This is a genomic window from Pseudomonas sp. TE50-2 (assembly GCF_040813665.1).
Lineage (GTDB): Bacteria > Pseudomonadota > Gammaproteobacteria > Pseudomonadales > Pseudomonadaceae > Aquipseudomonas > Aquipseudomonas soli.
This window is the reverse complement of record NZ_JBFNXN010000001.1, coordinates 1,339,667-1,359,228: the sequence shown is the minus strand read 5'-3', so window position 1 is coordinate 1,359,228 and position 19,562 is coordinate 1,339,667. Positions and strand designations below refer to the sequence as shown.

At 65.1% G+C, this 19,562-nt stretch carries 19 protein-coding genes and 1 pseudogene; 10 read left to right on the top strand and 10 right to left on the bottom strand.

Features of this window, described 5'->3' with window-relative positions; genetic code table 11:
• Position 1: 1 nt before the first annotated feature.
• The gene (locus tag AAHK21_RS06075; protein WP_367856722.1) at positions 2-400 is read right to left on the bottom strand and encodes a hypothetical protein; all 399 of its coding nucleotides are present in this window, start codon (positions 398-400) and stop codon (positions 2-4) included.
• Between the two features lie 135 nt (positions 401-535).
• On the opposite strand from AAHK21_RS06075, the gene earP reads away from it, so the two are divergent.
• Together earP and efp are read left to right on the top strand one after the other, a co-directional pair.
• Positions 536-1,669, top strand: a complete 1,134-nt coding sequence (gene earP, locus AAHK21_RS06070; RefSeq protein WP_367856721.1) for an elongation factor P maturation arginine rhamnosyltransferase EarP — start codon at positions 536-538, stop codon at positions 1,667-1,669.
• Positions 1,670-1,717: 48 nt separating this feature from the next.
• Positions 1,718-2,287, top strand: a complete 570-nt coding sequence (gene efp / locus AAHK21_RS06065; RefSeq protein WP_011532839.1) for an elongation factor P — start codon at positions 1,718-1,720, stop codon at positions 2,285-2,287.
• A gap of 109 nt (positions 2,288-2,396) precedes the next feature.
• Here efp and AAHK21_RS06060 read toward each other — a convergent pair whose 3' ends face one another.
• The 3 genes from AAHK21_RS06060 to AAHK21_RS06050 all read right to left on the bottom strand — a co-directional run bounded on the left by AAHK21_RS06060 (position 2,397) and on the right by AAHK21_RS06050 (position 4,423).
• The gene (locus tag AAHK21_RS06060) at positions 2,397-2,825 is read right to left on the bottom strand and encodes an organic hydroperoxide resistance protein (protein ID WP_367856720.1); all 429 of its coding nucleotides are present in this window, start codon (positions 2,823-2,825) and stop codon (positions 2,397-2,399) included.
• Between the two features lie 130 nt (positions 2,826-2,955).
• Complete coding sequence (locus tag AAHK21_RS06055) at positions 2,956-3,411, bottom strand: MarR family winged helix-turn-helix transcriptional regulator (RefSeq protein WP_367856719.1); 456 nt, start codon at positions 3,409-3,411, stop codon at positions 2,956-2,958.
• 55 nt (positions 3,412-3,466) lie between these two features.
• The gene (locus tag AAHK21_RS06050; protein ID WP_046856564.1) at positions 3,467-4,423 is read right to left on the bottom strand and encodes a LysR family transcriptional regulator; all 957 of its coding nucleotides are present in this window, start codon (positions 4,421-4,423) and stop codon (positions 3,467-3,469) included.
• Between the two features lie 115 nt (positions 4,424-4,538).
• On the opposite strand from AAHK21_RS06050, the gene AAHK21_RS06045 reads away from it, so the two are divergent.
• Positions 4,539-5,288 carry a sulfite exporter TauE/SafE family protein gene (locus tag AAHK21_RS06045; RefSeq protein WP_046856563.1) on the top strand — a complete coding sequence of 250 codons (750 nt, stop codon included), beginning with the start codon at positions 4,539-4,541 and terminating at the stop codon, positions 5,286-5,288.
• Positions 5,289-5,364: 76 nt separating this feature from the next.
• Here the strand turns inward: AAHK21_RS06045 and AAHK21_RS06040 are convergent, their stop codons facing one another.
• Positions 5,365-6,216, bottom strand: coding sequence for a LysR substrate-binding domain-containing protein (locus AAHK21_RS06040; protein ID WP_367856718.1), 852 nt, complete (start codon positions 6,214-6,216; stop codon positions 5,365-5,367).
• A gap of 96 nt (positions 6,217-6,312) precedes the next feature.
• On the opposite strand from AAHK21_RS06040, the gene AAHK21_RS06035 reads away from it, so the two are divergent.
• A complete protein-coding gene (locus AAHK21_RS06035; protein ID WP_031316004.1) occupies positions 6,313-6,531 on the top strand; it encodes a DUF1127 domain-containing protein in 219 nt (72 codons plus the stop codon).
• A 71-nt stretch (positions 6,532-6,602) separates the two neighbouring features.
• Entirely contained in the window at positions 6,603-7,823 is a 1,221-nt protein-coding gene (locus AAHK21_RS06030) for a winged helix-turn-helix domain-containing protein (RefSeq protein WP_367856717.1), read from the top strand.
• Here AAHK21_RS06030 and AAHK21_RS06025 read toward each other — a convergent pair.
• The gene (locus AAHK21_RS06025) at positions 7,804-9,150 is read right to left on the bottom strand and encodes a class II 3-deoxy-7-phosphoheptulonate synthase (protein WP_038705662.1); all 1,347 of its coding nucleotides are present in this window, start codon (positions 9,148-9,150) and stop codon (positions 7,804-7,806) included. The genes AAHK21_RS06030 and AAHK21_RS06025 overlap by 20 nt on opposite strands.
• A 116-nt stretch (positions 9,151-9,266) precedes the next feature.
• Between AAHK21_RS06025 and AAHK21_RS06020 the strand changes: the two genes are divergently transcribed.
• Positions 9,267-10,022 carry a spermidine synthase gene (locus tag AAHK21_RS06020; protein WP_023630401.1) on the top strand — a complete coding sequence of 252 codons (756 nt, stop codon included), beginning with the start codon at positions 9,267-9,269 and terminating at the stop codon, positions 10,020-10,022.
• Between the two features lie 291 nt (positions 10,023-10,313).
• Positions 10,314-12,030: pseudogene (locus AAHK21_RS06015) on the top strand (DEAD/DEAH box helicase).
• Positions 12,031-12,117: 87 nt separating this feature from the next.
• Here the strand turns inward: AAHK21_RS06015 and AAHK21_RS06010 are convergent.
• On the bottom strand, positions 12,118-12,870 hold the full coding sequence (locus AAHK21_RS06010) for a class III extradiol ring-cleavage dioxygenase (protein ID WP_367856716.1): 753 nt from the start codon (positions 12,868-12,870) through the stop codon (positions 12,118-12,120).
• A gap of 101 nt (positions 12,871-12,971) precedes the next feature.
• Between AAHK21_RS06010 and AAHK21_RS06005 the strand changes: the two genes are divergently transcribed.
• On the top strand, positions 12,972-13,622 hold the full coding sequence (locus tag AAHK21_RS06005; protein WP_367856715.1) for a thiopurine S-methyltransferase: 651 nt from the start codon (positions 12,972-12,974) through the stop codon (positions 13,620-13,622).
• 60 nt (positions 13,623-13,682) lie between these two features.
• Here the strand turns inward: AAHK21_RS06005 and htpX are convergent, their stop codons facing one another.
• Positions 13,683-14,570: a protease HtpX gene (gene htpX, locus AAHK21_RS06000; protein WP_038705666.1), complete on the bottom strand. Its 888-nt coding sequence runs from the start codon at positions 14,568-14,570 to the stop codon at positions 13,683-13,685.
• Positions 14,571-14,798: 228 nt separating this feature from the next.
• Entirely contained in the window at positions 14,799-16,010 is a 1,212-nt protein-coding gene (locus AAHK21_RS05995; protein WP_046856559.1) for a pyridoxal phosphate-dependent aminotransferase, read from the bottom strand.
• A gap of 167 nt (positions 16,011-16,177) precedes the next feature.
• Between AAHK21_RS05995 and msrB the strand changes: the two genes are divergently transcribed.
• The gene (gene msrB, locus AAHK21_RS05990) at positions 16,178-16,573 is read left to right on the top strand and encodes a peptide-methionine (R)-S-oxide reductase MsrB (RefSeq protein WP_367856714.1); all 396 of its coding nucleotides are present in this window, start codon (positions 16,178-16,180) and stop codon (positions 16,571-16,573) included.
• A 12-nt stretch (positions 16,574-16,585) separates the two neighbouring features.
• The gene (locus tag AAHK21_RS05985; protein WP_046856557.1) at positions 16,586-17,074 is read left to right on the top strand and encodes a glutathione peroxidase; all 489 of its coding nucleotides are present in this window, start codon (positions 16,586-16,588) and stop codon (positions 17,072-17,074) included.
• Here AAHK21_RS05985 and AAHK21_RS05980 read toward each other — a convergent pair.
• On the bottom strand, positions 17,064-19,418 hold the full coding sequence (locus tag AAHK21_RS05980; protein WP_367856713.1) for a response regulator: 2,355 nt from the start codon (positions 19,416-19,418) through the stop codon (positions 17,064-17,066). The genes AAHK21_RS05985 and AAHK21_RS05980 overlap by 11 nt on opposite strands.
• Between the last annotated feature and the right edge of the window lie 144 nt (positions 19,419-19,562).

Sequence of the window (19,562 nt, the reverse complement as noted above, 5' to 3'; positions counted from 1 at the left end):
GTTAGTAGCAGAACTCCAGTACGTTGGCCTGGCTCTTGTCGGTCGGCGCGGTACGGTTCTGCTGCAGCCAGAACTGGCACTTGGGGCTGTTCAGGTTGCGCGGGTTGCCCTGGGCCGCCTCGGCGGCCTGCTGCAATTCCTGCTTGTGCAGGATGTCCTTGTAATGTTCGAACATCTGCGCCTGGGCATCGGCCGGTGGCGCTGGAGGAGCGGTTGGTGCAGACAGGACCTGCGCGGGGGCGGTGGCCTCGACCAGCGGTTGCACCTGCTGTGGCCACAAGTGCAGGGCCAGCCACAGGCTCACGGCGATCGCCAATGCGCCGAGCCACAGGCCGAGGGCGACGCACAGCACCAGTTGCACCGGTTTCAAGGTTATCTTCAATTCGCGGGGGCGGGGCATGATGGCCTCCTGGCAGGCGGGGCGAGGGCGCCATTCTCGCATGCCGCGCCAGGTATTTTCAGCGCCGCGCTTTTGTTGGCCGGCATTTTTCAGCAAAATCCGCGGTCTTTTTTCCGCAGGTAACGGAACGTGGCGATGAAAACCACCTGGGACATCTTCTGCACGGTCGTCGACAACTATGGCGACATCGGCGTCACCTGGCGCCTGGCGCGCCAGCTGGCGAGCGAGCATGACCTGGCCGTGCGCCTGTGGGTGGATGACCTGCAAGCCTTCGTGCCCCTGTGCCCAGAGGCCGACAGCCAAGCCGAGCAGCAGTGGCGGCAGGGGGTCGAGGTGCGCCACTGGCCGGCCACGTGGCAAGGCGCGGAGCCGGCGCAGGTGGTAGTGGGCGCCTTCGCCTGCCAGCTGCCGCAGGCCTATGTCGAGGCCATGGGCAGGCAGGCCACGCCGCCCTTGTGGCTGAACCTGGACTACCTCAGTGCCGAAGACTGGGTGGATGGCTGCCATGGCTTGCCGTCGCCCCAGGCCAATGGGTTGCGCAAGTTCTTTTTCTTCCCGGGTTTCACCGAGAAGACCGGTGGCCTGCTGCGCGAAGCTGCCTTGCTGCCCCGTTGCCAGGCGTTCCGCCAGGCGCCGGACGAGCGGGCGAGGTTCCTGGCAGGGCTGGGCGTCCACCCCGAGGCCGGGGCGCGGCTGATCTCGCTGTTCGCCTATGAGAATCCACAGTTGGGCAACTGGCTCGACGTACTGGCCGAAGGCACGCAGCCCAGCCACCTGCTGGTACCGCAGGGGCGCATTCTGGGCGACCTCGGCCACTGGCTGGGCGAGGCGGACTTGGCCGTGGGGGCGCTGCATCGGCGCGGCGCCTTGACGGTCCAGGTGCTGCCTTTCGTCAGCCAGGACGACTACGATCGGTTGCTGTGGAGCTGCGACTTCAACGCCGTGCGTGGCGAGGACTCGTTCGTGCGGGCGCAATGGGCTGGCGTGCCGATGCTGTGGCACATCTACATCCAGGAAGAGAACGCCCACTGGGAAAAGCTCGAAGCATTTCTCGCCCTTTATCGCCATGGGCTGTCGGCCGCCGCCGGGCAGGCGTTGAGCGAACTGTGGCGGGCCTGGAACATGGATCGCCCGATGGGGCAGGCCTGGCAGGCGCTGCAGCCACACTGGGAGGAAGTGCGCGAACATGCCCGCCAGTGGCAGGCCACGCAGGCCGCTCGGCCGGACCTTGCCACGAAGCTGGTACAGTTTTACCGAAATTCGCTATGATACGCGGCCTCGATTTTTATAAATCCATCCAGATTCGGATACTTCGTAATGAAAACTGGTAAAGAACTGAAACCCGGTACCGTACTGCGGATCGACAACGACCCGTGGCTGGTTCAGAAAGCTGAGTTCACCAAGTCGGGCCGTAACAGCGCGATCATGAAGACCAAGCTGAAGAACCTGCTGACCGGCTACAAGACCGAAACCGTATACGGTGCGGACGACAAGCTGGACGACGTGATCCTGGATCGCAAAGAAGCGACCCTGTCGTTCATCAGCGGTGACTCGTACACCTTCATGGACACCACCGACTACACCATGTACGAGCTGAACGCCGAAGATATCGACGCCGTTCTGCCGTACATCGAAGAAGGCATGGAAGACATCTGCGAAGCCGTCTTCTTCGAAGGCCGCCTGGTATCGGTAGAACTGCCGACCACCATCAGCCGCCAGGTTACCTACACCGAGAACGCCGCACGTGGCGACACCTCGGGCAAGGTCATGAAGCCTGCCAAGCTGAAGAACGGTACCGAGATCCAGGTTGCCGACTTCATCCAGATCGACGAGTGGATCGACATCGACACTCGCGACAACAGCTTCAAGGGCCGTTCCAAGAAGTAATCCTTCTTGCGATGAGCACAAAAAAACCCGGCCTTGGCCGGGTTTTTTTGTGCTCGTGAAACCGTGGCGCCTTCATCGCGGGGCAAGTCGGCTCGCCCCGCGAAGGCATTCACACCGTCACATGCAGGCGCACATCCACATTGCCGCGGGTGGCGTTGGAGTACGGGCAGACCTTGTGCGCCTTCTCCACCAGCCCTTCGGCGTCGGCCTGGGCTAGGCCAGGCAGGTTGATGTGCAGGTCGATGTCCAGGCCGAAACCACCGGGGATCTGGCCGATGCCGACCTTGGCGGTGATCGAGGCGTCAGCTGGCAGGGCTTTTTTCTCCTGGCCGGCGACGAACTTCAGCGCGCCGATGAAACAGGCCGAGTAACCCGCGGCGAACATCTGCTCGGGGTTGGTGCCTTCACCCCCGGTGCCGCCCAGCTCTTTCGGGGTGCTCAGCTTGACTTCCAGCTTGCCGTCGCTGGAGCGGGATTTGCCATCACGACCACCGGTGGAAGTGGCTTCTGCGATGTACAGCGGAGTGACCTTTTGCATCTTGAGCCTCGCTTGGGTGCTGTGCGCCGTCGGCGCCGAGTGGGTATGGGCTTAACTTAGTGCGCAATTATTTAGTGCGCAAGTTAAATATTCGACCATTCATCCGAACAGCCATCTCACAGCTTAGACGTCAGAGGTTTTCTTGCAGCTGCGCGCGCAGGGCGAGCAGGTCGGCCTGCAGTTTGCGCAGTTGCTCGGCGCTGTGGCCGCTTGCCTGCAGGATGCATTGCGGCACGCGCTGGGCTTCGGCCTGCAGGGCGTGGCCCTTGTCGGTCAGTTGCACCAGTACCACCCGTTCGTCCTCGCGGCTGCGGCTGCGCTTGAGCAGGCCTTCGCTTTCCAGGCGCTTGAGCAGCGGGGTCAGGGAGCCGGGGTCGGTGAGCAGGCGCTGGCTGATCTCGCCCACGGTCAAGCCGTCCTGCTCCCACAGCACGAGCATGGCCAGGTACTGCGGGTAGGTCAGGCCCAGAGCCTGCAGCAGGGGCTTGTAGACCTTGGTCATCAGCAACGAGGTCGAGTGCAGGGCGAAGCAGACCTGGTTGTCCAGCAGCAGCGCGTCGCAGGGGGCTTGGGTGTCGGCGTTCATGCAGGTCCTTGGAATCGGTGAGTAATAAAATCTAGCACGCCAAAGCTTGGTGCGCTCATTGCCAGCGCAGCTCGCTTCTCAGCGCCAGGTCCCAGGGCGGCACCGGGCTGAAACGGCTCTTGAGGAATTCGAGCAGCAAGCGGCTGCGAGAGTTCGTTTCATGTTCAAGGCGCAGTGCATAAATCCCGCTGGTTTCGGGGGCCGGCAGGCCGTTGTCGCAGAACAGGGGGAGCAGTTCGCCGCGCAGCAGGTAGTCGCTGACCAGCCAGGTCGGCAGGTGGGCGATGCCCAGCCCGGCCAAGGCACCGAACAGCAGCGTCTCGGCATTGTTGGCGGCCATGCGCATGCGCGTCGGGCGGTACAGGCGGGTCTGGCCGCCGACCTCGAAGCGCCAGGCGAACGGTGGCGCCAGGCCGTCCCAGTCGAGGCCGTCATGCCCAGGCAACTCGCTCGGGCAGGCCGGTACGCCGCGATTGGCCAGGTACGCCGGGCTGGCGCAGGCGATTCGCACCATGTACGCCAGTGGCGTGGCCACCAGGCGGGTGTCGGCCAGGGGGCCCGCGCGCAGCACCAGGTCGACTTCGCCCAGGTGGCTGCCGTGCAGGTCGACGAAACTGTCGATCAGGCGCAGTTGCACGTCGAGCCCGGGGTAGGCCACCAGGAAGTCGGCGATGGCCGGAGCGAGGTGGCGCCGGCCGAACGCGGCCGGGGCGTCGATGCGGATCAGCCCTTCGGGGGCGTTGCTCAGGGATACCGCCTCGGCCCGGGCCAGGCGCAGTTCCTCGATGATGCGCCGGGCCCGTTCGGCGAACGCATTACCGGCCGGCGTGGCGCGCACCGCGTGGGTGCTGCGTGAGAACAGGCGGCTGCCTACCGCGTTTTCCAGGCTGTCGATGCGCCTGGCCACGGCCGAAGGCGTGAGCGGATGGCGACGGGCGGCGGCGGAAAAACTCCCGGTCTCCAGCACATCGAGAAAAAGACTCAGTTGTTCGGTGAGGATATCGGGGCTCATGACGGCTCTGCTTGTGCGGATTGCGCAAAGCCATTGTGCGCTGCTGTGCGTTTCCCCGCCAGCCGGGACTGGGTAGCATGCCGGCATTCTCTGAGAGCAGGCGGATGAGACGCGAATGATCGAGTGGTTGATGTACATCGTTTTGGGCGCAGCCCTGGGCACTTTGGGTGGCTTGTTCGGGATTGGTGGCGGGCTGATCGCGATCCCGGCGCTGGGGGTGCTGTTCGGCCTTGACCAGCAACTGGCTCAGGGCACCGCCCTGGTGATGGTGGTGCCCAACGTGCTGCTTGCGTTGTGGCGCTATCACCAGCGCAACCGCATCGAGTTGCGCCATGCCGTGCCGCTGTCGTTGTGCAGCTTTTTGTTCGCCTGGCTGGGGTCGATCTGGGCAGTGGGCATCGATGCCCAGTCGATGCGCCTGTATTTCGTCGGTTTCCTGGTGGCCCTGGCGTTGTGGAACGTGGCGCGCATGTTCCTGCCGGTGAAACCGCCGAGCAACCAGCTGCGCTATCCCTGGCCATGGCTGGGCGTGCTGGGCAGCTTTGCCGGGACCATGGGCGGGCTGTTCGGCGTGGGCGGCGCGGTGGTGGCCACGCCGATACTGACCTCCGTGTTCGGCACCACCCAGGTGGTGGCCCAGGGGTTGTCGCTGGCATTGGCGGCGCCGAGCACCGCGGTGACCCTGCTGACCTACGGCCTGCACCAGAGCGTGGACTGGAGCATCGGGGTGCCGTTGGCGGTAGGTGGGTTGCTGAGCATCAGCTGGGGGGTGAAGCTGGCCCATGCGTTGCCGGAAAAGGTATTGCGCTCGATGTTCTGTGTGTTTCTGGTGGTGTGCGCGGTGATGCTCGGGTTCGAGCTCTGAGCGCAAGGGGCTGCAGAGCCCATTGCCCTCTGTGGGAGCCGGCTTGCCGGTGAAAAGGGCGCGAAGCGCCCTCGGCTTACTTGAACCCCTCGACGATGTACTCGGCCATGCAGTCGGTAATTGGCGAATGCTGCTGGTCATTGCGCAGCAGCATCACATTGGCCATGTGCAACTGCGGCAGGCCGTCGTCCTCGCCGAGGATGCGCAGTTCGCCGCCAACCAGGCTGTGCAACTGCGCGGTTACCGCCAGCCCCGCTTGCACGATGGCGAAGATCGCCGCCAGGCTCGGGCTGGTGTAGGCGATGCGGTACTCGATGCCGTGGCGCTCCAGGGCATTGCAGGTCCAGGCGCGGCAAAAACAATCGGTGTTGAACAGCGCCAGCGGCATGGGCCGCTGCTCCTGCGGGCAGAAGCCCTTGGCCGCGGCCCACACCAGGCGCTCCTGGCGCAGCAACTGGCCGATCTCGTTGCCGGGCTCGCGGGTGACGATGGTCAGGTCCAGGTCCTGGCGCAGCATCAGCTGCTTGGACGAATCGCAATGCACCTCGACATGGATCAGCGGGTAGGCCTGGGCGAAGCGGGTGAGGATGCCCGGCAGGTAGCGCATGGCGTAGTCGTCCGGGGTGCCGATGCGCACCACCCCGACCATGTGCGGCATGCGCAGGGTGTTGAACACCTCGCCATGCAACTTGAGGATGCGTCGGGCATAGCCCAGCAGCACCTGGCCCTCGGCGGTCAGGCGCACCTGGCGGCCATCGCGCTCGAACAGCTGGCGCTGCAGGATGTCCTCTTCCAGGCGCTTCATCTGCATGCTCACCGCCGACTGGGTGCGGTTGACCACTTCGCCGGCGCGGGTGAAGCCGCCTTGCTCGGCAATGGCGACGAAGGTGCGCAGCACCTCGGCGTCGAGACTCTGATACTGGGACATGGCATCAATCTCCGAGATGCATGGCATCAGAAACATTCGTTGGATTGATCTTAGGCCTGGGACGAGACTGGAGCCATCCACAAGGAGGGCGTCATGATGAAAGGTCATTTCAACGTAGCTCACCAACCGGCCGCATCCCTGGGCCATCTGTGGCACGACGCCAGCGGGCTGGTGCTACGCTGGTTCGAACTGCACCGCCAGCGCGACGAGCTGGCGCGCCTGAGCGATGCCACGCTGCATGACCTGGGGTTGTCGCGGGCGGATATCCAGCAGGAGGCCGACCGGCATTTCTGGGAGGACCCGTTGCGTAAATGAAGGTGGTTACAATCGCGGGGCTTGCCCCGCGATTGCGTCTTTACTGTCTGGACACCAGACGGAGCCACCTCATGTCCTTCCAGTTGTCCCTCGCCCAGGCCCGCCGCCTGGCCTTGTCCGCCCAGGGCTTTGGCAAGTCGCTCGCGCAGCCGCCGACCCTCGCCAATCTCAAGCGCATGCTCCAGCGCCTGGGCGTGGTGCAGATCGACTCGGTCAACGCCCTGGTGCGCTCCCATTACCTGCCGTTGTTCTCGCGCCTTGGCGATTATCCAGCCGACCTGCTGGACCAGCTCGCCTGGGGCAAGCGCCGCCAGCGGCGGCTATTCGAATACTGGGGGCATGAGGCATCACTGCTGCCGCTGGAGCTCTACCCGCTGATGCGCTGGCGCATGGCCCACGCCGCCGACGGCAAGGGCATCTACCGGCAACTGGCGACCTTTGGCCGTGAGCGGCGCGAGGTCATCGACCGGGTACTGGCTGCCGTGCGCGAGCGCGGCGCGTTGGGTGCAGGCAGCCTGTCGACCCGCGAGGAACGCGCCGGCCCCTGGTGGGACTGGAGCGAAGAAAAGCACGCGCTGGAATGGCTGTTCGCCGCTGGCGAGGTCACCGTGGCCGGGCGTCGCGGTTTCGAGCGCCTGTACGACCTGCCCGAGCGGGTGCTACCGGCGGAAATCCTAGATCATGCCCAGCCCTGCGAGGCTGAAGCGCACCAGGGCCTGCTGCTGCACGCGGCCGGCGCCCTGGGCGTGGCCACCGAACAGGATCTGCGTGATTACTTTCGCCTCTCGCCGCAGCAGAGCAAGGCCGCCCTGGCTGTGCTGGTCGAGGACGGGCGCCTGCAGGCCTGCGCTGTGCAGGGCTGGAAACAGCCGGCCTATGTCGCGGACGTGCCACGGATTCCCCGGCGTATCGAAGCCAGCGCCTTGCTCTCGCCGTTCGATTCGTTGGTCTGGGCGCGGGATCGCACCGAGCGCCTGTTTGATTTCCGCTACCGCCTGGAGATCTACACCCCCGCGCACAAGCGGGTGTACGGCTACTACGTGCTGCCGTTCCTGCACGACGGGCGCATCGCCGCGCGCCTGGACCTGCGTGCCGAACGCGCCCACGGACGCCTGGCAGTGAATGCGGTGCACGAAGAGGCGATGGGGCTGGACGAGGCGGGCTACCAGGCGTTGGCGCTAAGCCTGCAGAAGCTGACCAACTGGCTGGGCCTGGCGCAGGTGCAGCTCAACTGCCCCCGCGCCGAGGGCAGCCGGCTGCGTCAGGCGTTGCTCAGCGGCGTACCTGCTTGAGGGTTTCGGCGATCAGGAAGGCCAGTTCCAGCGACTGGTCGGCGTTCATGCGCGGGTCGCAGTGGGTGTGGTAGCGGTCGGAGAGCGCGTCCTCGGTGATCGGCCGGGCGCCGCCAATGCACTCGGTGACGTTCTGCCCGGTCATCTCGATATGGATGCCACCGGCGTGGCTGCCCTCGGCCTGGTGCACCTGGAAGAACTGCTTGACCTCATCGAGGATCTGCGCGAAGTCGCGGGTCTTGTAGCCGCTGCTGGCCTTGATGGTGTTGCCATGCATCGGGTCCGAACTCCACAGCACCTGGCGGCCCTCGCGCTGCACGGTGCGGATCAGCCCCGGCAGGTGGTCGCCGACCTTGCCGGCGCCCATGCGCACGATCAGGTTCAGGCGGCCCGGGTCGTTGTCCGGGTTGAGCACGTCGATCAGGCGGATCAGCTCCTCGGGGTTCATGCTCGGGCCGACCTTGACCCCGATCGGGTTGTGCACGCCGCGCAGGAACTCGACGTGGGCGCCGTCGAGCTGGCGGGTGCGGTCGCCGATCCACAGCATGTGCGCCGAGCAGTCGTAGTAGTCGCCGGTCAGGCTGTCGCTGCGCACGAAGGCTTCCTCATAGTTGAGCAGCAGCGCTTCGTGGGCGGTGAAGAAGCTGGTTTCGCGCAGTTGCGGCGCCGTGTCCAGGCCGCAGGCGCGCATGAAGGCCAGGGTTTCGTCGATGCGGTTGGCCAGCTGGTGATACTTGTCGGCCAGCGCCGAGTTGGCGATGAAATCGAGGTTCCACTTGTGCACCTGGTGCAGGTCGGCAAAGCCACCCTGGGCGAAGGCGCGCAGCAGGTTGAGGCTGGCGGTGGCCTGGTGGTAGGCCTGCAACAGGCGCTCGGGGTCGGGAATGCGGCTTTTCGCGTCGAAGCCGATGCCGTTGACGATGTCGCCACGGTAGGCGGGCAGGGTGACGTCGCCGATGGTTTCGTCGTTGGCCGAGCGTGGCTTGGCGAACTGCCCGGCCATGCGCCCGACCTTGACCACCGGGCAGCCGGCGGCGAAGGTCATGACAATGGCCATCTGCAGCAGCACCTTGAAGGTGTCGCGGATCTTCGCCGCGGAGAACTCGGCGAAGCTCTCGGCGCAGTCGCCACCCTGCAGCAGGAACGCCCGGCCCTGGGTCACCTCGGCGAACTGCCGGCGCAGCTCGCGGGCTTCGCCGGCAAACACCAGCGGCGGGTAGCTGGCCAGGGTCTGCTCCACCTTCAGCAGGTGCGCGGCGTCGGGGTAGATCGGTTGCTGCTGGATCGGCAGGGTGCGCCAGCTGTCAGGGGTCCATTGTCGGGTCATTGCAAGCTCTATCCATAAGTGTCGTTAAGGCCTGCCAGCCATGGTACGCCCGCGCGTGCTTGTTGCACCACCGGCATTGGCGGACAATGGCGGTTTTGCGCGGGCAGGTGGTAGGGATGGCGACGGAGCGGGAAGAGCGGCTGCTGGCACGGGTCGAGGATGCCTTTGGCGTCATCAGCGTGTACGAGGTGGATGACTATCGCTTCCTCGAGTTCGGCGACGCCATCGAGCAGAGCTGCACCTTCACCGCCGACCCCAGCTGGCTGGAGTACGACTACACCCGCGCCATGCTGGTTGGCGCGCTGTGCCACGAACAGCCGGAAAGCGCGCTGTTCCTCGGCCTTGGCGCCGGCACCCTGACCCAGGCCTGCCTGAAGTTCCTGCCGCTGGAGGACGTCGAGGCCATCGAACTGCGCCCGGACGTGCCGCGCCTGGCCATGGAGTTCATGGGCCTGGACGACGATCCTCGGCTGTATGTGCGGGTAGGCGATGCCCTTGAGCTGCTGCCCAGCGCCGAAAAGGCCGACCTGCTGTTCGTCGACCTGTATACCGACTATGGCCCCGGCGTCGGGCACCTGGCCTGGGGGTTCCTGGAAAACTGCCAGAAGCAGCTCAACCCAGGGGGGTGGCTGGTGATCAACCAGTGGGCCGGGGACGATGGCAAGCCACTGGGCGCGGCCTTGTTGCGCGGGCTGTACCATCGCCATTACTGGGAACTGCCGGTGAAGGAGGGTAACGTCATCCTGCTGGTGCCGGCGGACCTGGAGCAGACGCTGGATATCGATGCCGTGCGGGCGCGGGCCGCAACCCTGGCGCCGCAGCTGGGGTACTCGCTGGAGTACCTGATCAAGGCCATCCGCCCGGCGACCTGAATCGATGAGGGCAGCGCCGAGCCTGCGAGGAAACGATTCAGCCTGGATCCAATCCAAGCCTTGAACTTAGAAATATTTCTCACAGTTCATGGCGGATTCGGGTATAGTACGCGCCGGTCTTTTAGCGGACCTCGAATCAGGTGGTGCAAATCCTCCGAACCCAGCTTCGGCTGCGCGTCCGCTAGTCGGACCTTCCCAAGATGTTCCTTTTTCAATCGTTTTCGCAAATCCCCGCCGCCAAAACTGCCTGGGTGACCGCTTGGTCTTTCAAGGCATGTGCAGTTTTGGAGCATGGGTCTTTGCGGATGCACCTAGAGGCAGACCCATGACCCAGGAAACCGGCGGATTCGCCGCTCTCGATCTCAATCCGAATATCGTTGCTGCTGTTCTGGCCACCGGCTACGAAGAGCCTTCGGCTATTCAGCATCAGTCGATCCCGATCATCCTCGCCGGTCACGACATGATCGGCCAGGCGCAGACTGGCACCGGCAAGACCGCTGCCTTCGCCCTGCCGATCCTCAACAAGATCGACGTGAGCAAGCGCGAACCGCAAGCCCTGATCCTGGCGCCAACCCGTGAGTTGGCGCTGCAAGTAGCCACCGCTTTCGAAACCTACGCCAAGCAGATGCCGGGCGTTAACGTGGTGGCTGTCTACGGTGGTGCCCCGATGGGCCCACAACTGCGTGCCATTCGTAACGGCGCGCAAATCGTCGTGGCCACCCCTGGCCGCCTGTGCGACCACCTGCGCCGCGACGAGAAAGTCCTGTCCACCGTTCAGTACCTGGTACTCGACGAAGCGGACGAAATGCTCAAGCTGGGCTTCATGGACGACCTCGAAGTGATCTTCGACGCCATCCCTGCAACCCGCCAGACCGTGCTGTTCTCCGCCACCCTGCCGGCCTCGATCCGTGCCATCGCCGAGCGCCACCTGCGCGAGCCGAAGCACGTCAAGATCCAGAGCAAGACCCAGACCGTGACCGCGATCGAGCAGGCCCACCTGATGGTCCACGCCGACCAGAAGATCCCGGCCGTGCTGCGCCTGCTGGAAGTGGAAGAGTTCGACGCGCTGATCGCCTTCGTGCGTACCAAGCAAGCCACCCTGGACCTGGCCGCCGCCCTGGAAGCCAAAGGCTACAAGGCTGCCGCGCTGAACGGCGACATCGCCCAGAACCAGCGTGAACGCGTGATCGACTCGCTCAAGGATGGCCGCCTGGACATCGTCGTCGCCACCGACGTCGCTGCCCGTGGTCTGGACGTACCGCGTATCACCCACGTGTTCAACGTCGACATGCCGTACGATCCGGAGTCCTACGTGCACCGTATCGGCCGTACCGGCCGTGCCGGTCGCGATGGCCGTGCGCTGCTGCTGGTCACTCCGCGTGAGCGCCGCATGCTGCAGGTGATCGAGCGTGTCACCGGGCAGAAGGTTGCCGAAGCCCGCCTGCCTAACCCGCAGGCCGTGCTGGACGCACGCATCAAGAAGCTGACCAAGAGCCTGGCGCCACTGGTGGCCGAGTCCGAGGCCAGCCATGGCGAGCTGTTCGACCGCCTGACCGCCGACCTGGGTTGCAGTGCCCGTGCCCTGGCTTCGGCCCTGCTGCGCAAGGCCACCAATGGCCAGGCGCTGGACCTGGCTTCGGTAGAGCGCGAGCAGCCGTTGGTGCCGACCCACACTCCGCGTGAGCGCAGCACTGGCGAGCGTACCGAACGTGGTGAGCGCAGCGACCGTGGTGACCGCGAGCGTCGCGCGCCGATGCCACTGGCTGAAGGCCGCGTGCGTTGCCGTACCGCCCTGGGTGCCCGTGACGGCATCGCCGCCAAGAACCTGCTGGGCGCTATCCTCAACGAGGGTGGCCTGGCGCGTGATGCCATCGGTCGTATCCAGGTGCGTGACAGCTTCAGCCTGATCGAGCTGCCGGAAGACGGCCTCGAGCGTCTGCTGACCAAGCTCAAGGACACCCGCGTAGCCGGCAAGCAGCTGAAGCTGCGCCGCTACCGCGAGGACTGATCCTGGCGCTGCAATAAAAAATCCCCGGCCTAGGTCGGGGATTTTTTTTGCCTGTGTCCAGCATATGTAACCATGTGCGTGGGAGCGTCAGTCGAACCGATAGATATCCATCCCCAGCGCCCCCAGCGTGAATCCCTGGTGAACGATGCCAAACCGCTCGCCAGCGCCCATGGCGAAGAACAGCGGCAGCAGGTGCTCGTCACTGGGATGATTGCGCACTGCAAACGGCGCCTGGCGCCGATAGTCCACAAGCGCCGCCTCGTCTCCCGCCTTCAGCTGCTCCACCACCCAGTCGCGAAACGCTAGCGCCCAGGGCTCGACCGCGTCCGGCCCGGCGTGCCAGTCCAGCTCGCCCAGGTTATGGGTGATGCTGCCCGAGCCGATCAGCAGGATGCCTTCCTCACGCAGCTGCGCCAGCGCCTGCCCGACCTTCAGTTGCAGGGCGGGGCCGGCCTGGCTGGGCAGCGACACCTGGACTACCGGAATCTCCGCCTGCGGATACATCAGCGACAGCGGTACCCAGGCTCCGTGGTCGAAAGGCCGCTGCTCATCCAGGCGGGCGCCGAGCAGCCCGGCCAGCCGCTGCGCCAGTGCCGGTTCGCCGGGAGCCGGGTAGTGCACCGCGTACAGGGCCGGTGGAAAACCATGGAAGTCATGCCAGGTCTGCGGATGTGGGTTGCTCATCACCAGCAGTTCGCGGCTTTCCCAGTGCGCCGACACCACCACGATCGCCTTCGGGCGGGGCAGGGCGCGGGCCTGCGCGGCCAGGGCCGGGCCGCTGGCGCCGGGTTGCAGGGCGAGCATGGGTGAGCCATGGGAAATGAACAGGCTGGGCAGCATGGTGGGGTCCTGGCAGGTAAGATGCTGCCATCTTCGATCAGCCTTCGATCGAGATCCAATATAAGTTTTCACAGTCTTTTATCGAAAAACCGGGAGGGATCATGGAGCCAGAGTTCTGGCACAAGCGGTGGGCGGACAACCAGATCGGCTTTCACCAGGCTCAGGTGAACCCGTACCTGCAGGCGCACTGGCCGGCGTTGGGGCTGGCCCCGGGCGCACGGGTGCTGGTACCGCTGTGTGGCAAGAGCCTGGACATGCTCTGGCTGGCCGCGCAAGGGTATCGGGTGCTGGGTGTGGAGCTGTCGCGGCGGGCGGTGGAGGATTTCTTCGCCGAGCACGGGCTGTTGGCGCGGGTGACGCGGCACGGGGGCTTCGAGGTGTGGCGCAGCGACGAGGTGGAGCTGTGGTGCGGCGATGTGTTCGCCCTGCGTGCCGAGGATCTGGCTGATTGCGCGGGGGTGTACGACCGGGCGGCGTTGATCGCCTTGCCGGAGCCGATGCGCGAGCGTTACATGGCGTTGTTGGGCGAGCAGTTGCCAGCGGCCTGCCGCGGCCTGCTGGTGACCCTCGACTACGACCAGGCCGTGATCGACGGGCCGCCGTTCTCGGTGCCGGACGCCGAGGTGCGGGCGGGGTTTGCCGGGTGGCGGGTCGATGAGGTCGAGGCGCGGGAGATTCTCGACGAGAGTCCGAAGTTTCTCAAAGCTGGTGTCGAAAGTTTGGTTGAGCGAGTCTACAGCGTTCGGCGTTGAAGCCATCGTGGGGCAATGAAAAAGGGCGACCGAAGTCGCCCTTTCTTGTTGCTGCCTGGATCAGCCGCGACGGCGCAGGGCGTCGATGCGGTCTTCCAGCGGCGGGTGGCTCATCAGCAGTCCGGCCAGGCCATGCTTCAGGCCGCCGTTGATGCCGAAGGCCTTCATCGTGTCGGGCATGTGCACCGGCAGGCCCTGCTCGGAGCGCAGGCGCTGCAGCGCGCCGATCATCGCGCCGGTGCCGGCCAGGTGGGCGCCGGCCTCGTCGGCGCGGAACTCGCGGCGGCGCGAGTACCACATGACGATGATGCTGGCGAGGATGCCCAGCACCAGCTCGGCGACGATGGTCGCGATGAAGTAGGCGATACCGTGGCCTTCTTCGTTCTTGAAGATCACCCGGTCGACGAAGTTGCCGATGATGCGGGCGAAGAACATCACGAAGGTGTTCACCACGCCCTGCACCAGCGCCATGGTGACCATGTCGCCGTTGGCCACGTGGCCGATCTCGTGGGCCAGCACCGCGCGCACTTCATCGGGCGAGAAGCGCTCCAGCAGGCCCTGGGACACCGCCACCAGCGCATCGTTGCGGTTCCAGCCGGTGGCGAAGGCGTTGGCCTCGTAGGCCGGGAAGATGCCTACCTCGGGCATCTTGATGCCGGCCTCGCGGGACAGCTCCTCGACGGTCTGCAGCAGCCACTGCTCGTGACGGGTGCGGGGTTGGGTGATGATCTGGGTGCCGGTGGTCATCTTCGCCATCCACTTGGAGATGAACAGCGAGACGAGCGAGCCAGCAAAACCGAACACGGCGCAGAAGACCAGCAGCTGGCCGAGGTTGAGGTCAACCCCGTTGGCGGCCATGAACCCGTTGAAGCCGAACAGGCTCAGGGTAATGCTTGCAACCAGCACCACCGCGAGGTTGGTGGCTACAAACAACAGAATGCGCATCATGGTTGTTACGTTCTCCTGACGGATGAGTTTGTTGCGTACTGCGGGGTATATAAGGGGGAGGGCGCTGCTATTCAACCGGGCGACTATTTCAAACTGTGTACGCGAGGAGTATGGCAGAGGATGCCGTGAGGGCTGTGGGGTAGAGCGTTGCAGGATGTAAGGCAAAAGCATCGCGAGGCAAATCGCATCGGCGTACCGATGCGACTTGCCTCGCGATGGCGATATCGCTTACTGCGAATAGGTACGCAGGAAGTTGCCGATCCGCCCGATCGCCTGTTCCAGGTCATCCACCCGCGGCAAGGTCACCACGCGGAAGTGGTCCGGCCACGGCCAGTTGAACGCCGTGCCCTGGACGATCAGCAGCTTCTCCGACAGCAGCAGGTCGAGCGCGAATTTCTCGTCGTTGAGGATCGGGCAGACCTTCGGATCGATGCGTGGGAAGGCGTACAGCGCGCCCATCGGCTTGACGCAACTGACCCCGGGGATTTCGTTGAGCAGCTCGTAGGTGCGGTTGCGTTGCTCCAGCAGGCGGCCCGGCGGCAACACCAGGTCGTTGATGCTCTGGTAGCCGCCCAGGGCGGTCTGGATGGCGTGCTGGGCCGGCACGTTGGCGCACAGGCGCATGTTGGCCAGCATGTCGATGCCTTCGATGTAGCTCGTGGCGTGGTGCTTGGGCCCGGAGATGATCAGCCAGCCGGAGCGGAAGCCCGCCACCCGGTACGACTTGGACAGGCCGTTGAAGGTCAGGCACAGCAGGTCCGGTGCCAGCGACGCGGTGCTGATGTGCACGGCCTCGTCGTAGAGGATCTTGTCGTAGATCTCGTCGGAGAACACCACCAGGTTGTGCTGGCGCGCCAGCTCCAGCATGCCCAGCAGCAGCTCCTTGGAGTACACCGCGCCGGTCGGGTTGTTCGGGTTGATGATCACCAAGGCCTTGGTGTTCGGGGTGATCTTGGCCTTGATGTCGTCAAGGTCCGGGAACCAGTCGGCCTGCTCGTCGCACAGGTAGTGTACCGGCTTGCCGCCGGCCAGGCTCACCGCGGCGGTCCACAGCGGATAGTCGGGCGCCGGGATCAGCACTTCGTCGCCGTTGTTGAGCAGCGCCTGCATGGACATGACGATCAGCTCGGACACGCCGTTGCCGAGGTAGATGTCCTCGATGGTGACGCCTTCGATTTCCTTCTGCTGGCAGTACTGCATCACCGCCTTGCGCGCGCTGAACAGGCCCTTGGAGTCGCTGTAGCCTTGGGCGGTGGGCAGGTTGCGGATGACGTCCTGGAGGATCTCGTCCGGCGCCTCGAAACCAAACGGCGCCGGGTTGCCGATGTTCAGCTTGAGGATGCGATGGCCTTCCTCTTCCAGGCGTTTGGCGTGCTTGAGCACTGGGCCGCGAATGTCGTAGCAGACATTGGCGAGCTTGTTCGATTTGCTGAACTGCATGATGAGATCCCGAGTGAGAATACGCGCCGCCTTCTTTCGAAAGGTTTGAAAGGGCGGGAACCGGGTGCCAGACTGGCTGCCTTGCACACGAAGCCAACTAATATACGTGCCACCCGCGCCAGGGAAAAGCCGGTGCGAGGTGAAATTCAGCCTGCCGAGGTCCCACCATGCAAAAGATCGACAAAACCCTGGACGAATGGCGCGCCATGCTCGATCCGGCCCAGTACCAGGTGTGCCGCCTGAAAGGCACCGAGCGGCCGTTCAGCGGCAAGTACAACAGCGAGCGCCGCGACGGCGTCTACCACTGCATCTGCTGCGACCTGCCGCTGTTCGCCTCCAACGCCAAGTTCGATTCCGGCTGCGGCTGGCCGAGCTTCTACGAGCCGATCGAAGAGGCCGCGATGATCGAGATCCGCGACACCTCCCACGGCATGATCCGCACCGAAGTCACCTGCGCCCAGTGCGACGCCCACCTGGGCCATGTATTTCCCGACGGCCCGCCGCCGACCGGGCTACGCTACTGCATCAACTCGGTATGCCTGGACTTCAAGCCACGCGATTGACGGAGAGCGAACATGGCCGATGCGCTGCTGGACATCCCCTGCGTCACCCTTGGCGGTGAGCAGAAAGTGCTGGGCGACTTCGCCGGCAAGGCGCTGCTGGTGGTCAACACCGCCAGCCAGTGCGGTTTCACCCCGCAGTACAAAGGGCTCGAGCGCCTGTGGCAGGACTATCAGCGCCAGGGCCTGGTGGTGCTGGGCTTCCCCTGCAACCAGTTCGGCAAGCAGGAGCCGGGCGACGCCCGGGAGATCGCGCAGTTCTGCGAGCTCAACTTCGGCGTGAGCTTCCCGCTGTTTCGCAAGATCGAAGTCAACGGCCCCGGCGCCCACCCGCTGTTCGCCGAGCTCAAGCGCCGCGCGCCGGGGCTGCTGGGCACGCAGAAGATCAAGTGGAACTTCACCAAGTTCCTGGTCGACCCGCGCAGCGGCAAGGTCACCCGCTTTGCCCCGACCACCAAGCCCGAGGCGCTGAAAGCGGCGATAGAGCCGCTGCTCAACCGCTGACCGGCACCCAGTGCTCGATCAGCGCCAGCAGTTCCTCGCGCCGGAACGGCTTGGCCAGGTAGTCGTTCATGCCCGCGGCGCGGCAGCGTTCGCGCTCCTCGGGCATGGCGTTGGCGGTCAGCGCGACGATCGGCAGCTCCGGCCAGCGGCTGCTCTGGCGGATGCGCCGGCTGGCCTCGTAGCCGTCCATCACTGGCATGTTGCAGTCCATCAGCACCAGGTCGAAGCTGTCCCGTTCCAGGTAGTCGAGGGCCTCCTGGCCGTGGGCGGCCACCTGCACCTGGCAGCCGAGCTTGCCGAGCATGCCCTTGGCCACCAGTTGGTTCACCGGGTTGTCCTCCACCAGCAGGATGCGCGCCCGCAACTCGCGAGAGGCCGGCACCTCGTGGGGCAGCGGCGCGTTGGGCTCCCCTTGCAGGGTGCGGCGCAGCGTCTGGTACAGGGCATTGCGCGCCAGGGGCCGGGCCAGCTGCTGCAAGGGTTGCAGTTGCTCGGCCTGCTCGGCAGGCAGGAAGTTGCCGTAGGCGGTCACCAGCAGGATCGGCGCCGCGATGGCCGGGCGCAGGTCGAGCACGTGTTCCAGGTCGTCGGTGATCAGCAGGTCGACCGGCAGGCCAGCCAGTGCGCTGGCGTCTTCATGGCGCACGTATTCCAGCCCCCAACGCGGCAGCAGCCCTTGCAGCAGCTCGGCCAGGCCGCTGCCGGGGTTGCCCAGGGCCACCACGCGTCCGCTTATTGCCGCTGGCGGGATCGCCTCGGTATGCGCCGGTAGTGGCAGGTCGGCGCTGAAACGGCTGCCGAAGCCGGTTTCGGAATGAATATGCAGATGTCCCTGCATGGCCTTGCACAGGTTGCGGGTCAGGGCCAGGCCCAGCCCGGTGCCGCCGTATTGGCGGGTGATACCGGCGCCGGCCTGGGTAAACGGCTGGAAGATCCGTGCCTGGGCCTCCTCGGGAATGCCGATGCCGGTGTCGCTGACTTCCAGGCGCACGCCGCCGACGATGCTGCTCAGGCGTACATCGACACGCCCGAAGCGGGTGAACTTGAGCGCGTTGGACAGCAGGTTGCTGACGATCTGCCGTACTCGCGTCGGGTCACCCAGTACCGTGCTGGGAAAGTCCGGGGCGATCAGGCAGGTCAGCTCGACACTGGGCGCGGCATTCTGCGACAGCAGGTTGGCGGTGTCCTCGACCATCGCCCCGAGGTCGAACGGGATGCGCTCGAGCTCCAGCTGGCCGGCGTCGAACTTCGACAGGTCGAGGATATCGTTGAGCAGCTCCACCAGCACCTTGCCCGAGTCGTGGGCGATCGACAGCTGCTGGCGCTGTTCGGCGGCCAGGCCGCTGTCCAGTGCCAGGGCGATCATGCCCAGCATGCCGTTGAGCGGCGTGCGGATCTCGTGGCTCATGTTGGCCAGGAAGGCGGCGCGGGCCTGGGCCATGTCCAGGGCCCGCTGGCGCGCCTCGTCCAGCTCCTGGTTGGACAGGCTCAGGCGGCTGTTGCTGGCCTTGAGCTCGTTGGTGCGAGCCGAGACGATGTCTTCCAGCTCGTTGAGGTACTGGGTCAGTCGGTTTTCGGCGGTGCGCCGCTGCTGGATCTCGGTGGCCATGCTGACGAACTGCTGGTTGGCGACCCGTACCAGCACGCCGATCTCGTCGTTCTCGTGGCCCTTGGGGCAGTCCACGCGGTTCTGCCGGGGTGTGCGCGCATCATTGCCGCTGAGCGCGCCGATCACCGTCACCAGCGGCTTGGTCAGCATCAGGTAGAACAGCGCCAGGAGAATGCCGGTGAGCACCAGGCTGCGGGCGAAACCGTTGACCAGGGTGACCCCGGCGCGGTCGAGGAAGCGCCCGCCGAAGGCGTAGGTGTCGACGTCCAGGTACAGGGTGCCGAGGTATTCCTCGGGCATATGGGCGAGGAACAGCCGGTCCTGGAACACCCGCTGCTCGCCGAACAGGAAGTCCGACAATGGCCGGTAGCGGCTTTCCATGCGCGGCCGCTGCACGTCGGCCAGCACCGTGTCGTTGTTGTCGATCAATCGCGCCCGGATCAGCGCCGGGGATTTCAATAGCCCGCCGGTCAGCTCCTGGGCCAGCTCGGTGTCGATGTTGTAGGCGATGCGCGATGCCGTGTCGTGGCTGATCTTCAGCAGCGCCTGAATTTCACGGTTGATGGACGCGTCTTCGCTGGCATAATCGATGCCGATCTGGATGAGACTGAGCAATGTTCCCAGGATGAAGCCGACCAGGACTGTCAACCGGGCTTGCTTGTATGACAGGCGATTGGTGAACTTGATATCCATGGGTCCCAAGCCGGTTACTTGCTCCGTGCGCTGCGCAAGCATAGCCGATCAGCCCTGGCTGCTGGCGGGTCTGTCTGTTCATTTCAGTTGGTCGTCGATTAAGGGCCGCTGCGCGCCCCATCGCCGGCAAGCCGGCTCCCACAGGTGATCACTCTTCACTGTGGGAGCCGGCTTGCCGGCGATGGC

Excerpts from the sequence above, each read along its gene's own strand:
- AAHK21_RS06050 (WP_046856564.1), bottom strand. The coding sequence starts at position 4,423 with ATGAGCCCCGATATCCTCACCGAACAACTGAGTCTTTTTCTCGATGTG.
- AAHK21_RS06075 (WP_367856722.1), bottom strand. The coding sequence starts at position 400 with ATGCCCCGCCCCCGCGAATTGAAGATAACCTTGAAACCGGTGCAACTG.
- AAHK21_RS06035 (WP_031316004.1), top strand. The coding sequence starts at position 6,313 with ATGAAAGGTCATTTCAACGTAGCTCACCAACCGGCCGCATCCCTGGGC.
- AAHK21_RS06060 (WP_367856720.1), bottom strand. The coding sequence starts at position 2,825 with ATGCAAAAGGTCACTCCGCTGTACATCGCAGAAGCCACTTCCACCGGT.
- msrB (WP_367856714.1), top strand. The coding sequence starts at position 16,178 with ATGCAAAAGATCGACAAAACCCTGGACGAATGGCGCGCCATGCTCGAT.
- AAHK21_RS06030 (WP_367856717.1), top strand. The coding sequence starts at position 6,603 with ATGTCCTTCCAGTTGTCCCTCGCCCAGGCCCGCCGCCTGGCCTTGTCC.
- efp (WP_011532839.1), top strand. The coding sequence starts at position 1,718 with ATGAAAACTGGTAAAGAACTGAAACCCGGTACCGTACTGCGGATCGAC.
- AAHK21_RS06010 (WP_367856716.1), bottom strand. The coding sequence starts at position 12,870 with ATGCTGCCCAGCCTGTTCATTTCCCATGGCTCACCCATGCTCGCCCTG.
- AAHK21_RS05980 (WP_367856713.1), bottom strand. The coding sequence starts at position 19,418 with ATGCTTGCGCAGCGCACGGAGCAAGTAACCGGCTTGGGACCCATGGAT.
- AAHK21_RS05995 (WP_046856559.1), bottom strand. The coding sequence starts at position 16,010 with ATGCAGTTCAGCAAATCGAACAAGCTCGCCAATGTCTGCTACGACATT.
- AAHK21_RS06040 (WP_367856718.1), bottom strand. The coding sequence starts at position 6,216 with ATGTCCCAGTATCAGAGTCTCGACGCCGAGGTGCTGCGCACCTTCGTC.
- htpX (WP_038705666.1), bottom strand. The coding sequence starts at position 14,570 with ATGATGCGCATTCTGTTGTTTGTAGCCACCAACCTCGCGGTGGTGCTG.
- AAHK21_RS06025 (WP_038705662.1), bottom strand. The coding sequence starts at position 9,150 with ATGACCCGACAATGGACCCCTGACAGCTGGCGCACCCTGCCGATCCAG.
- AAHK21_RS06005 (WP_367856715.1), top strand. The coding sequence starts at position 12,972 with ATGGAGCCAGAGTTCTGGCACAAGCGGTGGGCGGACAACCAGATCGGC.
- AAHK21_RS06055 (WP_367856719.1), bottom strand. The coding sequence starts at position 3,411 with ATGAACGCCGACACCCAAGCCCCCTGCGACGCGCTGCTGCTGGACAAC.
- AAHK21_RS06045 (WP_046856563.1), top strand. The coding sequence starts at position 4,539 with ATGATCGAGTGGTTGATGTACATCGTTTTGGGCGCAGCCCTGGGCACT.
- AAHK21_RS06020 (WP_023630401.1), top strand. The coding sequence starts at position 9,267 with ATGGCGACGGAGCGGGAAGAGCGGCTGCTGGCACGGGTCGAGGATGCC.
- earP (WP_367856721.1), top strand. The coding sequence starts at position 536 with ATGAAAACCACCTGGGACATCTTCTGCACGGTCGTCGACAACTATGGC.
- AAHK21_RS05985 (WP_046856557.1), top strand. The coding sequence starts at position 16,586 with ATGGCCGATGCGCTGCTGGACATCCCCTGCGTCACCCTTGGCGGTGAG.